General features: G+C 50.7%; 17 protein-coding genes. 6 read left to right on the top strand and 11 right to left on the bottom strand.

Annotated features, from left to right (window positions below; all coding sequences use genetic code 11):
- The first annotated feature begins 89 nt into the window (after positions 1-89).
- Both MTH_RS06510 and feoB read left to right on the top strand, forming a co-directional pair.
- Positions 90-317, top strand: coding sequence for a FeoA family protein (locus MTH_RS06510; protein ID WP_010876974.1), 228 nt, complete (start codon positions 90-92; stop codon positions 315-317).
- Between the two features lie 2 nt (positions 318-319).
- On the top strand, positions 320-2,305 hold the full coding sequence (feoB, locus tag MTH_RS06505) for a ferrous iron transport protein B (protein WP_010876973.1): 1,986 nt from the start codon (positions 320-322) through the stop codon (positions 2,303-2,305).
- 63 nt (positions 2,306-2,368) lie between these two features.
- Here feoB and tusB read toward each other — a convergent pair whose 3' ends face one another.
- The 6 genes from tusB to MTH_RS06475 all read right to left on the bottom strand — a co-directional run bounded on the left by tusB (position 2,369) and on the right by MTH_RS06475 (position 5,195).
- Complete coding sequence (gene tusB / locus MTH_RS06500; RefSeq protein WP_010876972.1) at positions 2,369-2,692, bottom strand: sulfurtransferase complex subunit TusB; 324 nt, start codon at positions 2,690-2,692, stop codon at positions 2,369-2,371.
- On the bottom strand, positions 2,692-3,291 hold the full coding sequence (locus MTH_RS06495; RefSeq protein WP_048061295.1) for a (Fe-S)-binding protein: 600 nt from the start codon (positions 3,289-3,291) through the stop codon (positions 2,692-2,694). The genes tusB and MTH_RS06495 overlap by 1 nt, the downstream gene beginning before the upstream one ends.
- A 9-nt stretch (positions 3,292-3,300) precedes the next feature.
- Positions 3,301-3,657 (bottom strand): DsrH/TusB family sulfur metabolism protein, encoded by a 357-nt coding sequence (locus tag MTH_RS06490; protein WP_010876970.1) that lies wholly within the window; start codon positions 3,655-3,657, stop codon positions 3,301-3,303.
- A 1-nt stretch (position 3,658) separates the two neighbouring features.
- On the bottom strand, positions 3,659-4,024 hold the full coding sequence (locus tag MTH_RS06485) for a DsrE/DsrF/TusD sulfur relay family protein (protein ID WP_010876969.1): 366 nt from the start codon (positions 4,022-4,024) through the stop codon (positions 3,659-3,661).
- 108 nt (positions 4,025-4,132) lie between these two features.
- Positions 4,133-4,780, bottom strand: a complete 648-nt coding sequence (locus MTH_RS06480) for a DUF166 domain-containing protein (RefSeq protein ID WP_010876968.1) — start codon at positions 4,778-4,780, stop codon at positions 4,133-4,135.
- Positions 4,781-4,802: 22 nt separating this feature from the next.
- Positions 4,803-5,195 (bottom strand): arsenate reductase ArsC, encoded by a 393-nt coding sequence (locus MTH_RS06475; RefSeq protein WP_010876967.1) that lies wholly within the window; start codon positions 5,193-5,195, stop codon positions 4,803-4,805.
- Between the two features lie 124 nt (positions 5,196-5,319).
- Here MTH_RS06475 and MTH_RS06470 point away from each other — a divergent pair, with 124 nt between their 5' ends.
- Positions 5,320-6,672 (top strand): FAD-dependent oxidoreductase, encoded by a 1,353-nt coding sequence (locus tag MTH_RS06470; RefSeq protein WP_010876966.1) that lies wholly within the window; start codon positions 5,320-5,322, stop codon positions 6,670-6,672.
- 5 nt (positions 6,673-6,677) lie between these two features.
- Positions 6,678-7,430 carry a hypothetical protein gene (locus tag MTH_RS06465; RefSeq protein ID WP_048061294.1) on the top strand — a complete coding sequence of 251 codons (753 nt, stop codon included), beginning with the start codon at positions 6,678-6,680 and terminating at the stop codon, positions 7,428-7,430.
- Positions 7,431-7,480: 50 nt separating this feature from the next.
- Here the strand turns inward: MTH_RS06465 and MTH_RS06460 are convergent, their stop codons facing one another.
- Genes MTH_RS06460 through MTH_RS06450 form a run of 3 tightly spaced genes read right to left on the bottom strand, consistent with a single transcriptional unit; the run spans position 7,481 to position 9,637 of the window.
- A complete protein-coding gene (locus MTH_RS06460) occupies positions 7,481-8,014 on the bottom strand; it encodes a rubredoxin (protein ID WP_010876964.1) in 534 nt (177 codons plus the stop codon).
- A 2-nt stretch (positions 8,015-8,016) separates the two neighbouring features.
- Positions 8,017-8,430 (bottom strand): ferritin-like domain-containing protein, encoded by a 414-nt coding sequence (locus MTH_RS06455; RefSeq protein WP_010876963.1) that lies wholly within the window; start codon positions 8,428-8,430, stop codon positions 8,017-8,019.
- Positions 8,423-9,637, bottom strand: coding sequence for an FprA family A-type flavoprotein (locus MTH_RS06450; RefSeq protein ID WP_048061030.1), 1,215 nt, complete (start codon positions 9,635-9,637; stop codon positions 8,423-8,425). Before MTH_RS06450 ends, MTH_RS06455 begins: the two co-directional genes overlap by 8 nt.
- A 123-nt stretch (positions 9,638-9,760) precedes the next feature.
- On the opposite strand from MTH_RS06450, the gene MTH_RS06445 reads away from it, so the two are divergent.
- Positions 9,761-10,516, top strand: coding sequence for a V4R domain-containing protein (locus tag MTH_RS06445; protein ID WP_010876961.1), 756 nt, complete (start codon positions 9,761-9,763; stop codon positions 10,514-10,516).
- A 31-nt stretch (positions 10,517-10,547) separates the two neighbouring features.
- Here the strand turns inward: MTH_RS06445 and cobI are convergent, their stop codons facing one another.
- Positions 10,548-11,246, bottom strand: coding sequence for a precorrin-2 C(20)-methyltransferase (gene cobI / locus MTH_RS06440; RefSeq protein WP_010876960.1), 699 nt, complete (start codon positions 11,244-11,246; stop codon positions 10,548-10,550).
- Positions 11,247-11,385: 139 nt separating this feature from the next.
- Here cobI and MTH_RS06435 point away from each other — a divergent pair, with 139 nt between their 5' ends.
- A complete protein-coding gene (locus MTH_RS06435; protein WP_010876959.1) occupies positions 11,386-13,140 on the top strand; it encodes a helicase C-terminal domain-containing protein in 1,755 nt (584 codons plus the stop codon).
- Positions 13,141-13,335: 195 nt separating this feature from the next.
- On the opposite strand, the gene MTH_RS06430 is transcribed toward MTH_RS06435, so the two are convergent.
- Positions 13,336-16,113 (bottom strand): FmdE family protein, encoded by a 2,778-nt coding sequence (locus MTH_RS06430; RefSeq protein ID WP_238374188.1) that lies wholly within the window; start codon positions 16,111-16,113, stop codon positions 13,336-13,338.
- Positions 16,114-16,216: the final 103 nt, after the last annotated feature.

The raw sequence follows: 16,216 nt of genomic DNA, 5'->3' as shown, positions 1-16,216 counted from the left end.
TTTTTAACTGCAACATGGTTTAGGTAAACCTAAAACTTTATATATGATTTAGGTGTAACTAAATTTTAGGATTTCCTAAAGGTGGTATCATGGAAACAACACTCGACAGAATAAAGGAAGGCACGACTGTGACTGTGACATCCGTTAACCTTCCAGGGGATATAAGGCAAAGATTAACTGTTATGGGGCTATTAAGGGGATCCAGGGTCACTGTTGAGAACTCTGCACCCCTGGGAGACCCCCTGAAGGTTAGGGTGAAGGGCCATCCCTTTTCCATCCGTAAGGGAGAAGCATCGAGGATAGGGGTAAGGGATTAAAAATGCTCAGAATAGCACTTGCAGGAAACCCGAATGTTGGAAAGAGCACCCTCTTCAATAACCTTACGGGACTCAATCAGCACGTTGGAAACTGGCCAGGGAAGACTGTTGAAAAGAAAACAGGATACCTGAACTTCAGGGAAAATGATATTGAAATTACAGATCTCCCAGGAACCTACAGTCTAACAGCGGGATCTCCCGAGGAGGAGGTGGTCGTTGATTATCTCCTTGATGAGAGACCGGACCTCATAATCAGTGTTGTTGATGCATCCAATCTTGAGAGGAACCTCTACCTCACACTTCAGATCCTCGAGTTCGGCCTCAACACCATCATCGCAGTGAACCTCAACCGTGAATCAGAGAGGAAGGGATACAGGCTTGATGAGAAGAGACTTGAGGAACTGCTGGGGGTGCCGGTCATAAAGGTGGAGGCCATTGAAGGAAATCAGGATGAATTGCTTGAAGCAGCCATAAGACAGGTGAATAGTAACCCTCCACAGATCAGATATGAATTTTTGAGGTCAGATGCTATTAAGGAATTCAGGGAACTTCTTGAAGACGTTGAGGCAGATTTTCCAGCTGAATGGATCATAATAAAACTTCTTGAAGGGGATAAAAGGGTTGCCTCAATGGTTGGTGAGGACCTCATCAAGGAATTTGAGAGGATCAGAAGGATCCTTGAGGAGGAGCACTCTGCTGATGCGGACATCCTGGTGTCAGATGCAAGGTACGGCCTCATAGAGGGACTCCTGGAGAGGTCCCTCACGAGACCCTCCCTTGACAGGGTAACGGTCTCTGAACTTATAGATCGCGCTGTACTTAACAGGTACTTGGGGCTCCCGATTCTCCTGGGGGTGATGTGGCTGATCTTCCAGCTCACCTTCACTGCAGGGGCTCCACTTACAGAGCTGATTGATGCTGGTGTTTCCCACCTTGCAGGAGCAGTTCAGGGCGCCCTTGGAGACTCAGCTGCAGGGTCCCTCCTGGCAGATGGTGTGATAGGAGGTGTTGGATCGGTCCTCGTCTTCACACCGAACATCTTCATACTCTTCCTCCTCCTCACCTTCCTTGAGGATTCAGGGTACCTGGCAAGGGCAGCCTTTGTCATGGATCGTGTAATGAATTCAGTGGCGGGTCTAAGCGGCAGGTCATTCATCCCCATGATGCTTGGCTTCGGGTGCTGTGTCCCGGGGGTAATGGCAACAAGGACCATAGGATCTGAGAGGGAGAGGATTCTCACAAGCCTCATGATACCCTTCATGTCATGCAGTGCCAGGCTCCCTGTCTACGTGCTCTTCACGTCAGCCCTCTTCCCCCTCATCTATCAGGGATGGGTCATATTTTTCCTCTACATCCTGGGAATTGCAGTGGCGATCATAACCGCCCGTCTGCTGGGTGAAGTGGTCATGGGTGAAGGTTTCCTCTTCCTGATGGAGCTTCCACCATACAGGCTTCCGAGGCCCAGGACTCTCCTGATTCACACGTACCACAGAGGCATCCAGTTCATAAAGAAGGCCGGGACCATAATATTTGCAGGTTCGGTGATCATATGGTTCCTTTCAGGGTTCCCGGGTGGAAATGTTTCCTCGTCCATACTCGGGACCCTGGGCTCCATCATGGCACCCATATTCCATCCCCTGGGATTCGGTGACTGGCAGTCCGCGGTCGCAATTCTATCTGGTTTCGCGGCAAAGGAGCTTGTCATAAGCACCTTCGGAACGGTCCACGGGGCAGCTAATATCGCAGCAAGCATACAGGGCGCCTTCACACCACTGGAGGCTCTGTCGTTCATGGTATTCGTGCTGCTCTATACACCCTGCCTGGCGACACTGATATTATATAAAGAAGGAGTAAGGCAAGAGGTGGGCCCTCTTCTCACCGTTATACTCAGTGTTCGTGGCCTGGATAGCCTCCTTCATCATATACACTGCCGGCACCCTACTCGGCTATTGAGTCCAGGCATTCATCAATTAACGATATGGAGGTGAGCGTATGGTATCCCGTGGAGGTATAAGGGGTGGAAGGAAGCCAAAAAATTAGAAGTAGATTGATTAAAATGTGAAGACCATATCCAGGTTTTCCATTATATCAACAACCACCCTGTCAAGGCCTTCAAGTACTTCCACACCATCTATGAGCATTTCTCGGGTTATACCCCTTGCCATTAGATCTTCCTTCCTTGCAAAAACATTCCCGGTCCTTGAAATCTCCCGGATGGTGTGGGAGTACCTGTTTCCTTCCATTGCAGCATATATTCCATTTGATATCAGATACACCTTCAGGTACTCTTCGCACCAGATATCCACGAGGTCCAGAAATGTTTTGAAGCTGAGCTCTGAAGGGCTCTTTGTCACGAGAAAACCCACAGATCCCATCAGTAACCGCTCCAGCCAAGGGTCTCCATCATTTCTTCACCGAGCAGTTTCTCAAGGCACTGGACCTTTTCCTGCATCCATGGCTCCTTCAGTGGCAGGCAGCTGTCAAGCTTCTGTTCACCGTTGAGCAGCTTCATTGCAAATGCCATGCACGTGGATTCACCGCAGTCACCGCAGTTGCTACCTGGCAGGCATCTGTGCACATCCATGGGGCCGATTCGGCTCATATCCCGCGAATCAGACCCATCTCCCCCTGAATCATGGGCCCTGTTAATCCTGTCCATCAGTTCCCCGGCGATTTCAAATGCTTCCTCAACATCATGGGTCTTGTTCATGCTGATTTTGCCCGAGGGGTATAGACTTATTATACGGTCATAAATTGTTAGTGTGAGTATGTTCTTCTTCCTGACATAGTTTACAACACCTGGGGGGTACATGTTTGCAATCAAAGGTATGATATCCCCTATTTCTGAGTCAAGCTCCATGAGAACCCTTATTTTACCTTCAGCCGCAATGCAGGGTTTCACCTGCTTGAGGGTGACCTCCTTTACAAGGGATCCCTGGGGCCGGACCTCCCTTTTAACTTCATCCCTCTCCATCATGACACCTCATATCTTCATAATCGCAGTATCCCTCTTCAGCCTGAATATTTCATACAGTTCGGTATCGTCTATGACTTCGGCTGCCTCCACAAGGTCATCCTCCTCAAGACCCCTCTCCTTCAGGGATCTTTCATGCACAAAGACACTGCCCTCCGGGAAGATGAGGTAGGTGAGTTCCTCAACATTGGGGTAGTCGATGGCCTCTGAGACCTGATCAGCCACTGCGGCATAGACACCATCCTCGATTAGAAGGACATCAGTATCCAGTGAACTGTTCAGACATGCTATGACAACATAGAGGCCACTGAAGGCGTTTTCATATCCGTAGGGGGCCCTGTCTATTATTATGAGCGCGGATTTCATGTTAACATCCCAGGGTTATCACTCTGTGACTATCCTTTACCCATTCTCCAAGATCGTAAACGCTCTTTATTTCAACACCCCTTATGTAGGGCCTTTCTGAGCAGGTGTATCCCCTCGCCGTGGAACATCTTATGCAGGATGTTACCTTCACACCCTTCTTCACCAGCGACCTGAGCCTTTCTGCACTGTTGGGGAATGACTGGGGGGCCTGGTTCCTTTTCGGTATATGCGTCCCGTCCATGTAGAGGAATATTCTGACGTCGTAACCATTTTTGATGGCACTTTCAGCCATTTCAAATGCTATATCTGCATACTGGTAACGGTATGGTCCCTCTGTGACGACTATTGTGAGGATCTTTTTTTCCATGGTTCTATCTTGATGTCCCTTAAATAAATAATTTATTATGAATAATAATGATAGTTTATTGGTGTTGACTTTATTTCCCCTTAGACTGTTCAGCTGATCAATGGAGGTCTATTTCACTCCAATGGCCCTCTCGAAGGCCTCACTGTGCATCCTGGCAGCCATCTCCTTCTTGCACTCGTCATCTGAAAATAGTCTCATTTTCGGGGCACGGCAGGGGTAGTGCTGTATCTTAAGCCCGGCCTTTAATGGGAGATCCTGAGCATCCTCACCGGTAAGCTCCTCTGCGACGAAGAGCGTGGCTCCACAGGGTGAGGACCTCAGAACCCTTATCTCCTTAACCGTGTCACCTTCAAGGTCCACCTCCACCAGGGGCCTTCCAAACCTTGACACGAATTCATCAAATGAGGGGTTACCGTTCTCCTCCAGGTCGCACATGTTCTCAGGGGCTGTCAGATTGCCGTAACTCAGGAGCTGGTTCCTGAAGCCATCACCCCTCCAGGCCCCTATGATGATCCAGTCAACATCCCCATGAATCTCATCAACGAGTTCGAGGGTGAGGTCCGGGTGGAGTATGTAGGTTATCACAATGTCCGCTGACCTTATGGCCTTGAGTTTATCGGCGGGTATATCAACCTCATCTGCAAATATTCCAGAGGGAGCCTCAAGTTCAATGAACATGGTCTCGAATTCACGGGCTATGTTCTCATAGGCCCTTTCACCGTAGGGCCCGTCTGTTACGATGGCAACCTTAATCATTAAATCACTCTCCTTTAGTAAATCACAGTTTTTCAGGGTTGAACTCCTTCTTTATCCAGTCAGAGATTTCATCACGGATCCTTCTGAGGGTGTCAATATCTGCACCCCTCGGGTCAGGGAATTCAGCATGAAGGTACCTCTCACCACCCAGGAATACAGGGCATGCCTCATCGCAGAGGCTTGCAACGATGTCAAATTTTTCGCCCTCAAATTCCCTGAGACTCTTTGGTCTGTGGCCAGTCATGTCCACACCAATCTCCTCCATGACCTGTATGGTGAGGGGGCTGATATCCTTCGGGTCACTGCCGGCACTGTGGACCTCATAGTGGGCACCGTACATGGCCCTGAGTATCCCCTCAGCCATCTGGGACCTCCCGGAGTTGTTCCTGCATATGAATAGAACCTTACTCTTCATGTTTGATGCTCCCTTATAACTACCACACAGATCTATTGATGTATCCAAATTTATAAATATATCTGAATTATTTATAAAATGAAGAAGAGACCTATAACCGATAACTCCTAGGAGAAGGGGATAGATGAGAGTTGTTATAGTTGGCGGCGGGGCCGGAGGACTTTCAACGGCCTCCAATATAAGGAAACATGATAAGGACGCAGATATAAAGGTCATAACCCGTGATAAACATGTGGCATATTCCCCCTGCGCAATACCCTACGTTATGTGCGGTGAGGTTGAATGCTTTGATGATATAGTTATGCACAGGCCAGAGGACTACAGGGAGAGGAACATAGATATCCTCACGGAAACAGAGGTCGAGGCCATAGATCCTCAAAAAAAGACTGTAACCTACAGGGGAAAGGACGGGCTCAGGGAGATACCCTACGACGTCCTTGTCCTTGCAACCGGCGGCTCACCCTTCATACCACCGGTGGAGGGCACAGACCTTGAAGGAGTCTTCACCATAAGGACCCTCACAGACGGTGAAAGGATAACCGAATGGGCATCAAAAAGTAAGAGGGCAGTGGTGGTGGGCGCTGGACTCATAGGCCTTGAGATAGCCTATGGCCTCCTGAGGATGGGCCTTGAGGTCACCGTCACCGAGATGCTCCCCCAGATAGTCCCGAGATCCCTGGACCCGGACATGGCAGCCATAGTCCAGGGCTACCTTGAGGAGAAGGGCATCAGGGTCATCCTCGGCAAGGCCCTTGACAGGATAGTGGGTGATGAGAGGGTTGAGGGCGTTGTGGTCGGAGATGAGTGCCTTGAGGCGGATCTCGTGGTCCTGGCGACGGGCGTGAGGCCTGAGACAAAGCTTGCCAGGATGGCAGGATGTGAAATTGGACAGTGGGCAGTCAAGGTAAATGACAGGATGCAGACAAGCGTGCCTGACATATACGCGGTAGGTGACTGTGTTGAGGTATACGATGCAGTCACGGGCTTCAGGACCCAGTCACCCCTGGGTTCAACTGCCGTCAGACAGGCCAGGGTGGCTGCAAAGAACATAGTGGGGATGGATGCAAGGTTCAGACCGGTCCTCAATGCAATGGTATCAAAGATAGGGGAACTTGAATTTGGTGCAGTGGGCCTCACAGAGGTCATGGCCCTCCAGAACGGTATAAAGGTGGTATCAGGTAAGAAGAGGGCCCTCACAAAGGCCAGGTATTACCCGGGTGCCGAGAGGATAGATGTTAAGATGATATGTGACCTCAGGGGAAGGATAATAGGATGCCAGATGGTTGCAAAGGAGAGGGTCGCTGAGAGGGTTGATACCATGTCCCTGGCCATATCCCAGGGACTCACGTGTTCTGAGCTCTCAGAGACTGAGTTCTCCTACGCGCCCCCGGTCTCAATGGTCATAGACCCCATAATCCTTGCAGCAGAGGATGCCTGTGAAAAACTGAAAAGGGTGAATGGCAGACCACAGGATTGATTGAGATGAAACAGTTCCTGGTGACCCCAGCGGCGGGTAAACGTCTAATTGCATGGGGAATGCTTGAACATCCATCCATCAGGAGGGTGCTTGAGGGGGGCACCCTGGTCATAATCGCCGGGACAACCAATGGTTACATAGCAGAGGAGATCCTTGGACAGCTGGGAGAGGACGGTTTTGACCGTCGCGGATTTCACAGGGGAATCATAAGGCCCCCCTATTTCAGGGCGGATGGTACCGGCCATGAATTCCTGGGTGATGTGGTAATCCGCAGGGGCAGATGGGATCGTGGAATTACAATCTTTGATGTGGCAGATGAACTTGGAAGGGGGGACCTGATACTCAAGGGAGCCAATGCCCTTGAATACAGCTCAGGGAGGGCAGCGGTCTACATAGGTCACCCCATGGGCGGCACAGTGTTTCCAGCACTTCAGGCAGCTGCTGGCAGGAAAACAGAGCTCATAGTCCCGGTTGGACTTGAAAAGATGATACCAGGCGACCTTTACAGTACAGCGCTCCGAATGAATTCAGCCGGCACTGAGGGTCCCGGAATGTTACCTGTACCCGGCGAGGTCTTCACAGAGGTGGACGCCCTCAGGCTTCTGGCGGGTGTGGATGCAGAGCCTGTTGCAGCTGGAGGCGTCCAGGGGGCTGAGGGAGCCGTCCACCTCCTGGTTGATGGCAGCGACGGGTCCCTCAAACATGCGGAGGATATACTGAAGCGTGCGGGTATGGAGAGACCCTATGCTGATTTCTGAATCAGAGGGGCTTCGGTGGCACCGTTGTGAAGTTAATCTCGGAACCCTACCTATTTTTTTGATATCCGTGAAAATTCAATGATGTGTCCATGGTCCCCCTTATTTCGTTTTATACGGTACCTGTATCCCGTGGTCCTTTCAAGGACTGCAGCGGCCGTGTTTGCATAGGGGCAGGTTGATAAAAGCACCCCATCCTCCTCCAGTGAACAACAGAATCCATAGAAACTGCAGTTTTTAACATTGAGGGCAAAGTTTTCAGTGTCTGTGCTGATGGACGCTGCAAATCCATGTTCGATGAAGTAGTCTGCGGCTGATTTCAGGGGATCATCCCCGTGCCTGATGTTGTCTGCAATCACAGACCCCATCTCCCTTGTAACTCCCTGGGATCCATTACCCAGAACCCTCCAGAGCCCCACAGTCATGGCCCTGAAAATAAGCATGAGGGGGTCCCGACCCCCCAGGGGCTCGGCGGAATCCTGGAGTTCCTCCTTCCCAACACCACACCGGGGACACACCCAGCCATCCTCCAGCAGGTTGAATTCACCTTCTGGGATCTGATAGCCGCATATTCTGCAGATCTTCATGGTTATCCCTGGAAGTACCTCTGGAGGAGTCCCCTCAGCATGGCAGCATGCCTTCCCTCGTCCCTTGAGCTCTCATCAAAGAAGTCATGGGCCTCATCAACACCGCATTCCCTTGCCCTGAGGGCTGCCTCACGTTTCTCCCTGTTAGCCGCCTCCTCCCCCTCAAGCATCATCTCAAGGTTTTCCCTGAGGTTTTCCCTGATCACACCGTTTAGCTCTGCAAAGCGGGCTGCATGGGCAGCTTCCTCAAGGGCTATTCTTCTTAAGGCCTCTGCAACCTCGGGGAGGCCCTCACGCTGGGCCTGTCTTGCCATTGCAAGGTAGATACCGACCTCACTGCACTCTCCCCTGAAGTTTGCATCCACAACATTCTCAAGTTCGGTGCCCCTGCAGACACCGGTGATGTTTTCATTCATTGAGATCACCTGCAAGCCTTCTTCCAGCCTCGAAGCATGCATCGAGTTCCTCATTGTTCGGGACGTAGTAGATTTCATCCGCCTCCATGACATCGAATCCAGCATCCGCAAGGAGTTTCTGCATGGTCCCGGTGGCACCTCCCCTGCCACCCATTGACCCGAATACCATGGCCCTCCTCTGCCCGGTCCTGTTGAACTTCAGACCACGGAGGTACATCAGGAGGTCTCCAACGCTCGGGTAGGGTTCATCGTAGATTGCGGGTGCTCCGAGGGCAATGGCGTGACTGTCAAGTATGTCCTTCACGATCTCGCTGCGGTCGTCCTCATGGAGGTAGTAGACCCTCACATCAGCCCCCTCGCTCATGGCCCCCTCTGCTATTGCATGGGCCATCATGGCTGTGGAGTGGTGCATCGTATCATAGATTACGGTGACCTTCTTCTTCACCTTACCTGTGGCCCAGGCGGTGTATGCTTCTATTATCTTCATGGGTTCGGTCCATATCTGGCCATGGGAGGGCGCTATCATCCCTATCTTATCAAGGAGGCCGAGTTCCTTCACCTCATCGAACTTCCTGAGCACAAGCTTTGATAGGGGTGTTATGAGGTTCGCATAGAATTTTTTGGCAGCATCCATGAGTATGTATTCGGGTATTTCGGTGTCGAGGCGCTGTGGATAGCAGAGGTGCTGTCCAAAGGCGTCGTTTGAGAACAGTATGCCGGTATCAAGGAAGGTGAACATGCTGTCTGGCCAGTGGAGCAGGGGTGCCTCAAGGAAGGTGAGGGTCCTTCCTCCGAGGTCGATGGAATCCCCGGTCTTCACTGTGCGGAACTCTGTGCCCTCAAGGGCCGGGTAATGCTTGAGCAGTCCCTCCACGGCAACTTCTGTGCAGTGGATCTCTGCCTCAGGGAACCTCCTGTGAAGTTCCACCAGCACTCCGCTGTGGTCCCTTTCAACATGGTTCTGGACTATGAAGTCCACTCTCATCTCTCTTCCCTCACGGTTGAATGCATCCTCCATCCTTGCCATGAGCTCCTGGAAGGTCCCTGGATATGAGTTGTCAATCAGCGCCACACCTTCATCTCCGAATACAAGGTAGGCGTTGTAGGTTGTCCCCTGAAGTGTGTATCCGTGGTAGTTTCTGATGTCCCAGTCAAGGACACCAGTCCAGTATAATCCATCTGCTATCTTCTCTGCTCTGGCCTTCATTATATCACCACACATTTAGTTCGTATATCATCGAATGTACTATACTATACGAACTTCTATATAATTTTTTCTGTTCCATGGTATTGAAACAGTAATATAGTCCTTCAGACATAACATGGGCCAATGAAGAGGAGACATAATTTCACGATATTCTCAACCGAAACTGGAATCGAGGTAATAGAAAGCACTGTCAAGTCGCTCATACTCTCCGAACTTAAAAAGGGAGCACTCAGCTTCCAGGAAATAGTCAGAATCACAGATAAATCCAAGTCCACAGTATCAAAACACCTCTCAGACCTCAGGAAAGCGGGCCTCATAGTTGAAATGCCGGATCCTGAAGACAGGAGAAGAAAACTCTTCGAGATAAACTCAAGGTACCTTGGTAAACTCACAAGGAAGAGGATCGATGAACTGGATGAGGAAAAAACAGAATTCCTTGCAGAGCACCTCACAGAGAGGGGTGACCCCCTTGAATTCTTCAGACTGATGTTCCATGTCCTGAGGGTTGAACTCATAAAGGAGGGCATAAACATAGACCCTGTCCGCCATGAGGCAGGAAAAAGAATAGGGGAGGTAATATACCCGAGGATAGCATCGGAGGAACTTGGGGATCTCCTTGAAAATCTCAGGAGGTTCTGGATGATAAACCGCCTGGGAGTCCTTGAGGTGGAGAGCACAGATCCCCTGGTGATCAGGGCCTATGAATGCTTTGAATGCGGACTACTCCACCAGATAGGTGAATCTGCCTGTGCACTGGACTCAGGGATACTTGAGGCGGTATTCAGCCGTCATTTCAAGGGTGATGTCATTGTGGAGGAGACGGAATGTTATGCCCGTGGTGATGGAAGGTGCTCCTTCAGGATTGTTCCTGAAAGCTGATTTTTTTTGGTTTATATATAGAGGTGTTGCTTCAGGATTGCTCCCTGAACCTCACAAGGGTTGTTGCAAGATACCCTCCACCGGAGGCAAATCCCCTTTCAACGACCTCGTCATCCATGCTGCAGTTTGCCACAGATACAACATCCTTTCCGCGGGGATCAGACTCCACAACCTCCATGGCCCTCCTGCCATGGCGTGACGTCTTCATGATCACACAGGCATCCACATCCCTGAGCACCCTCTCAAACCGATCATCAACCCGGGGCACCACAAGGAGGATCTCATCACCCTCAACGAGGGTTCTGCCAGCGGTGGCTGCACATGCCGTGAAGGAGGTGACTCCTGGCACCATCTCTGTCTTAAAGCCCATATCCTCAATGCGCTGCTGGAGGTAACTGAAGGTACTGTAGATGGATGGATCACCCAGTGTTATGAAGGCAACATCCCGTCCATCCTCAAGTTCAGCTGCAACCATTCTGGCCGCAGAATCCCAGTGACTTTCAAGTTCATCCCGGTCATCAGTCATTGGAAACACAGGGTCAAGTATTCTGCAGCCGTCCCTGCGTTCAGTGAGGATATCTTCAACGATTGAGAGGGCTATGCTCTCCCTCTCAGATGATGAACGGGGTGCGCATATAACTGGAACAGATCTGAGTACATTCACAGCCCTGAGGGTCAGAAGTTCACTGTCCCCGGGACCCACACCCACACCGATGAGTTTTCCATGCATTAGAACACCTTTAATAACTCTGTAGACATGATGATGGTCTGGTCATCCTTCTCTGGAAATATCCAGACCCGCCTTTATTATCATTATTTTTCTGTGGCACTCTCTAAACTTATATAGTTCCACCCCCTTAAATAGGTCCATGGAAAACCCACTCTTCTGTCCAGACTGTGGAATGATGAGGGATAACTGCACATGCAAGGGCAAGGGGCGTCTTTCGTTCTTCAGAAACATTATAAGGCCTCCTGAGAAATCAGACACCCTCAACGAAGACCTCCAGAGGAGGTATCCCCACATACCCCCGGAGATCATAGAGAACTTCCCCTTTCCACAGCCAAGACCGGGACAGCTTGACATAATAAACGACATCTACCAGGCAATCGAGGAAGGTTACAGGTACGTTATACTTGAGGCCGGCACAGGCACAGGCAAATCAGCAATAGCCTGTACCCTCGCAGGTATCTACCAGCCAGCCTACATCCTCACCATGACCAAACAGCTCCAGGACCAGTATGCCAGGGAATTCGGGTTTCCCGTCGTCAAGGGGAGGAGTAACTTCTTCTGCCTCAACGACAACCTGGAGTCAACCTGTGACATGGGGACATGCCAGACACTGCCCTCATCAGAGAAGTTCCAGTGCCCCTACGGTGTTGTGAGGGGGGAGACGCTCCTTGGAGAGGAGGCCTTCCAGGACTCCTATGGTAACAGGGTATTCTTCAAGACAGCTGAGCACTGCCAGTACTGGGAACAGAAGGCAGAGGCCATAAACAGCCCTATAACCCTCATGAACTATGACTATGCATTCCTTGAACTCAACTACGTCGGTCACTTCGACCGGAGAAACCTCATGATACTGGATGAGGCTCACAACATCGAGGACAAGCTCATGAGGAGGCTCGAAGTAACCATATCAAACAAACGCCTCAGCAAGGATATCAGAAGAACAATACCCCCATCGATGCTCCGGGAGGATGACCCGGCTGAATGGGTGCTCCAGATTGAGGCAATAGCAGACCACTACAGTGACCTTGAACTGGATTCAATGTCAAGAAGGAGAAGGGACAGGATAAAGAGGACCATAAAGAGGCTCTCGGAGCTCAGGATGAGTCTGGAGGATGAACCAAAGAACTGGGTCATCGACGCCGATGATGACTCTGTCTCCTTCAAGCCCCTGAGGGTACATCACTATGCACATGACAGGCTCTTCTCCTACTCTGAGGTCTGCCTATTCATGAGCGCCACCATACTCAGTGAGAGGCTCTTCTGCCAGTGGCTCGGCATAAATCCAGGGGATGCATACTTTGTAAGGGTTGACAGTCCGTTCCCTGCATCCAGAAGGCCCATAGAACTGAAGATCGCAGGGAAGATGTCCCGCAACAGGATAAGGCACACGGCCCCCGAGACCATACCCATCCTTAACAGGATCCTTGAGAGGCATAAAAACGATAAGGGACTCATACACACCCACAACTATCGCTGCCAGCGCTTCATAATGGATAATATACCCAGCAGGAGGCTCATCGACCATAAGGCATCCAACAGGGAGGCGGTGCTGAGGTACTTTGAGGAGTCCGACGAGCCCCTGGTGCTTGTAAGCCCATCCATGAGTGAGGGTGTTGATCTACCCTATGACAAGTGCCGCTTCCAGGTGATCTACAAGATACCATTCCCCTACCTGGGTGATAAGCAGGTTAACCGGAGGCAGAGGATGGATCAGAGGTGGTACGCCTACAAAACCATAATGACCCTCATGCAGGCCTATGGGCGTGGAATGAGGGCCCATGATGACTCCTGCTACACCTACATCCTTGACGGTAACATAGAGATGATATTCAGAAGCCCCCTCTACAGGTCACTTCTGCCAGAGTTCTTCAAGGAGGCCATAGTAAATGAGTGAGAGTCCTGAATGCTAACAATCTGGCAGATCTCCTTTGTATCGGCGACACACTGAGGAGAGATCCAGAATTTTTTCTGTATATCCATAGAACTTATTGAGATACTCCAGATAAGCTTCGAAGACTCTTAATTTCTACCCTCAGTTATTTCACATTCTCTGCTCCTGTACAGCATCAAAAAGAAAAAATTTTGGGGTTTATTTTCCTGCTCCGCCCCTGAGGAATCCGAAGGCCACAAGACCAGCGGCAACAAGGACACCCACGATACCGTAGACGTACCATGAGGAGTCACCGCCCCTGGCACCTGAGGTCACATTCTTAACCTCATAGGCCTTTGCAGGGGCTGATGCAGGCTCCTCTGACACTGAGGATGCAGCGCCCACCTCTGCAGGTGAAGCCGCAGTATCCACACCCGGTGAATAACCTGCATGTCCTGTGAAAGCTGAACCTGAAGGAACACCTCCAGTTGAACCACCATGGGAACCTCCCTGGTTTCCTCCTGTGTTAACTGGTGTTCCACCGTTGTTCACAGGTATAAGGTCCTCAAGGTTTCGTGCAGGTATTGAACGCAGGTATGCCAGGGGGTTACCGTTTGCACCGCTCTGTATCACCCTGAGTTCGTCCTCGGTTATCCACTTCTCAACCTCCTTTGTGAGGACCATTGGGGACGTCATGTAGGATGGTGTTTGGCCACTGTAGAGCATTATAAAGGCGGCAGCCCACTTCTCGAACATGGCGTTCCTTGTGGTGCAGTCGCTGAGGTCGAACTCTGGCCACCTGAAGCTTATCATCACAGCCTTACCAACCTTCTTAACTGGATCCCAGACTATGAGTATTCCCTCTTCACTTCCACCGGGTACCATCGGGGATTCGAGTTCCTCCTGGAGGACCCTCTTGGCGAAGTAGGTCCCGGTACCGGGACTAACACCCATGAGGTAGAGGAGGGCGTCATCCTTGCAGTATATGCTTGTCCCGAACCACTGATACTGCTGGCCGGCTGCAAGTGGATAGTTCTCAAGGGCGTACTCGGTGATGAAGAATCCTGGCTGGACACCCGGACAGACATGGTTGTGGAACAGGAAGGTTACCAGCTGGTCATAGGGGATGCTGTACTTCCAGGCATTGGCTATGCTCTCAATGCTGAAGTAGGAGCTACCGAATATCGCGGAATTGGCGTTATCCCTTGTCGCGTTATTGAGGGCTGCGGGACCTATATCGTTAACCCGTGAACCATCCGGCCCTGCTCCGGCACTCAGTTCACCTGTCAGTGGATTGTAGGTTATATGCACTGAGTCCAGTGTTTTCCCATCAGCACCCTTCAAGACGAAGGTGAACCATAGTGGTTTGTAGAATGGGCTGTGGACTGGCAGAAGGTTTTTCCTGCTTAGCCTTGAACCAAGAACGCTGAATATTCCGTCGTAGCAGCCATCGGTCGGGGTGCCGTTCAGGTAGACGTAACCGGCTGATGTGAGGACAGCTACATTGAGATCGTCCCTTTCAAGGTTTATTCCTCTCTCAGCCAGGAATATCTCCTTAGCCATTTCAGCGGCCCTTCTACCGATTTCACGGAGCTCAGCATAGCTCACAGGATTCCATGTTGCATTCACATTTGCCCTGGTGGCGTTTGGCAGATTGAGGCTGTTTATGTAGTTCATGTCCAGTCCATGGGTCTCATTTACCTGGTTGTAGTTGACCTCCCTTCCTGCCAGGTAGTAGTACTGGTCGGCTGTCAGGTTGTCGAGTTCCTTAACGATAGTTACAATGGAGGCAGGGTTCTCTGTGACCTTTTTAACGAGCCAGGCATTGAATTTGAGTTCCTGAACCATTGATACTCCGGTCTCCCTTTTGTAGGTATCTATGAGTGCCTGCTGGTCGAACTTCATGACCACAAGGGTACCGGTGTTTGTCCTTGAGTTCCACCTTATGAAGCCCACCATACTGTCCTCTGCACCGGCACCGGTTGTATCGAAGCCGAGGTATGACCTCTTCCCGGGGGTGTTATCGAGTGCAAGTATGAGGGCATCATCGTCTGAGCCGCCGGGAACACCTATGGTGACGTAGCTGGTTATCTCTATGGGTGAACCGGTGGACCAGTCCTGGATAGGTGGATAGTACATGTAGATGGTTTTACTCATGGCATATCCGCTTATGGTACCCAGGCACATGTGTCCATGGAATGCGGCCTGTTTGAGCAGATCTGCTGGTGCTCCAGCTGCCCATGCATTTGCAAGGCTTGCGAAGGGGAAGGCATCATCCCCCAGCTTTGATGTAAGGTTGTTCCACTGGGCAGAGCTCATGTTCTGGGACACCGTTCCAAGGTACACCAGTGTGGTGTTCCTGTAGAATGCCATGAGAAGATCGTTACCCTTCCTCACTATGAAAGCCGTACACAGAGGATCTGTGGCTGTTTTTCGGACTGTAAGGAGGTTAGCTCTGCCGTAGCTTATCAGGCCACCTCCCCTGTTAAGTATTCCCTCCAGGACATCCTCTGTAGTCATATTATGGTACTTCACAAGGCCGGCTGTTGTTATAACAAGAACTTCTCCCTTCCCTGTGAAGTTCAGGAGCTTATCTGCTTTTTCTGTCAACTCTCTACCGATCCGGTATGGTTCGGTTGCATTTAGAACAAGGTTTATGCTTGCATAGTACCCGGTGTGCCGGGGGTCCATGGGGTTCGGTGTGAGGTTTAACCTTCTCTCGACGGTAACGTAGCCCGGTGCCCTCACAGTCAGTGTAAGGTTTGCCGCGCTTATGTTTGAATGCTGGAAGATCAGCTTTGTATAACCACTGGATGGGTCGTAGGTCCGGTTGTATTCTATGCCTGTACCTGAATCCGTGATTTCGAGGGTCGGATTGATCCTACCGTTATCATCGCTGTACTGGTAGCTGACAAGGACACCAACCTCGCAGGTTGCGTTGTCTGCAGCTGCCACTGAACCAGTAAGCATGGCCAGAAGGAAAAGAACTGAAACCATGAATAATCTCCTCATCCATTTCACCTCCCTCTAATTTGTTTCGTGTTAACTAATCTCTTCTTACAATATAAAGATATATTATTACATTTTTTTGTTGATTTAA

Origin of the sequence: Methanothermobacter thermautotrophicus str. Delta H, from assembly GCF_000008645.1 — an archaeon.
Classification (GTDB): Archaea; Methanobacteriota; Methanobacteria; order Methanobacteriales; family Methanothermobacteraceae; genus Methanothermobacter; species Methanothermobacter thermautotrophicus.
The sequence above is the reverse complement of the archived record's forward strand: the minus strand, read 5'-3'. Positions and strand labels throughout refer to the sequence as shown.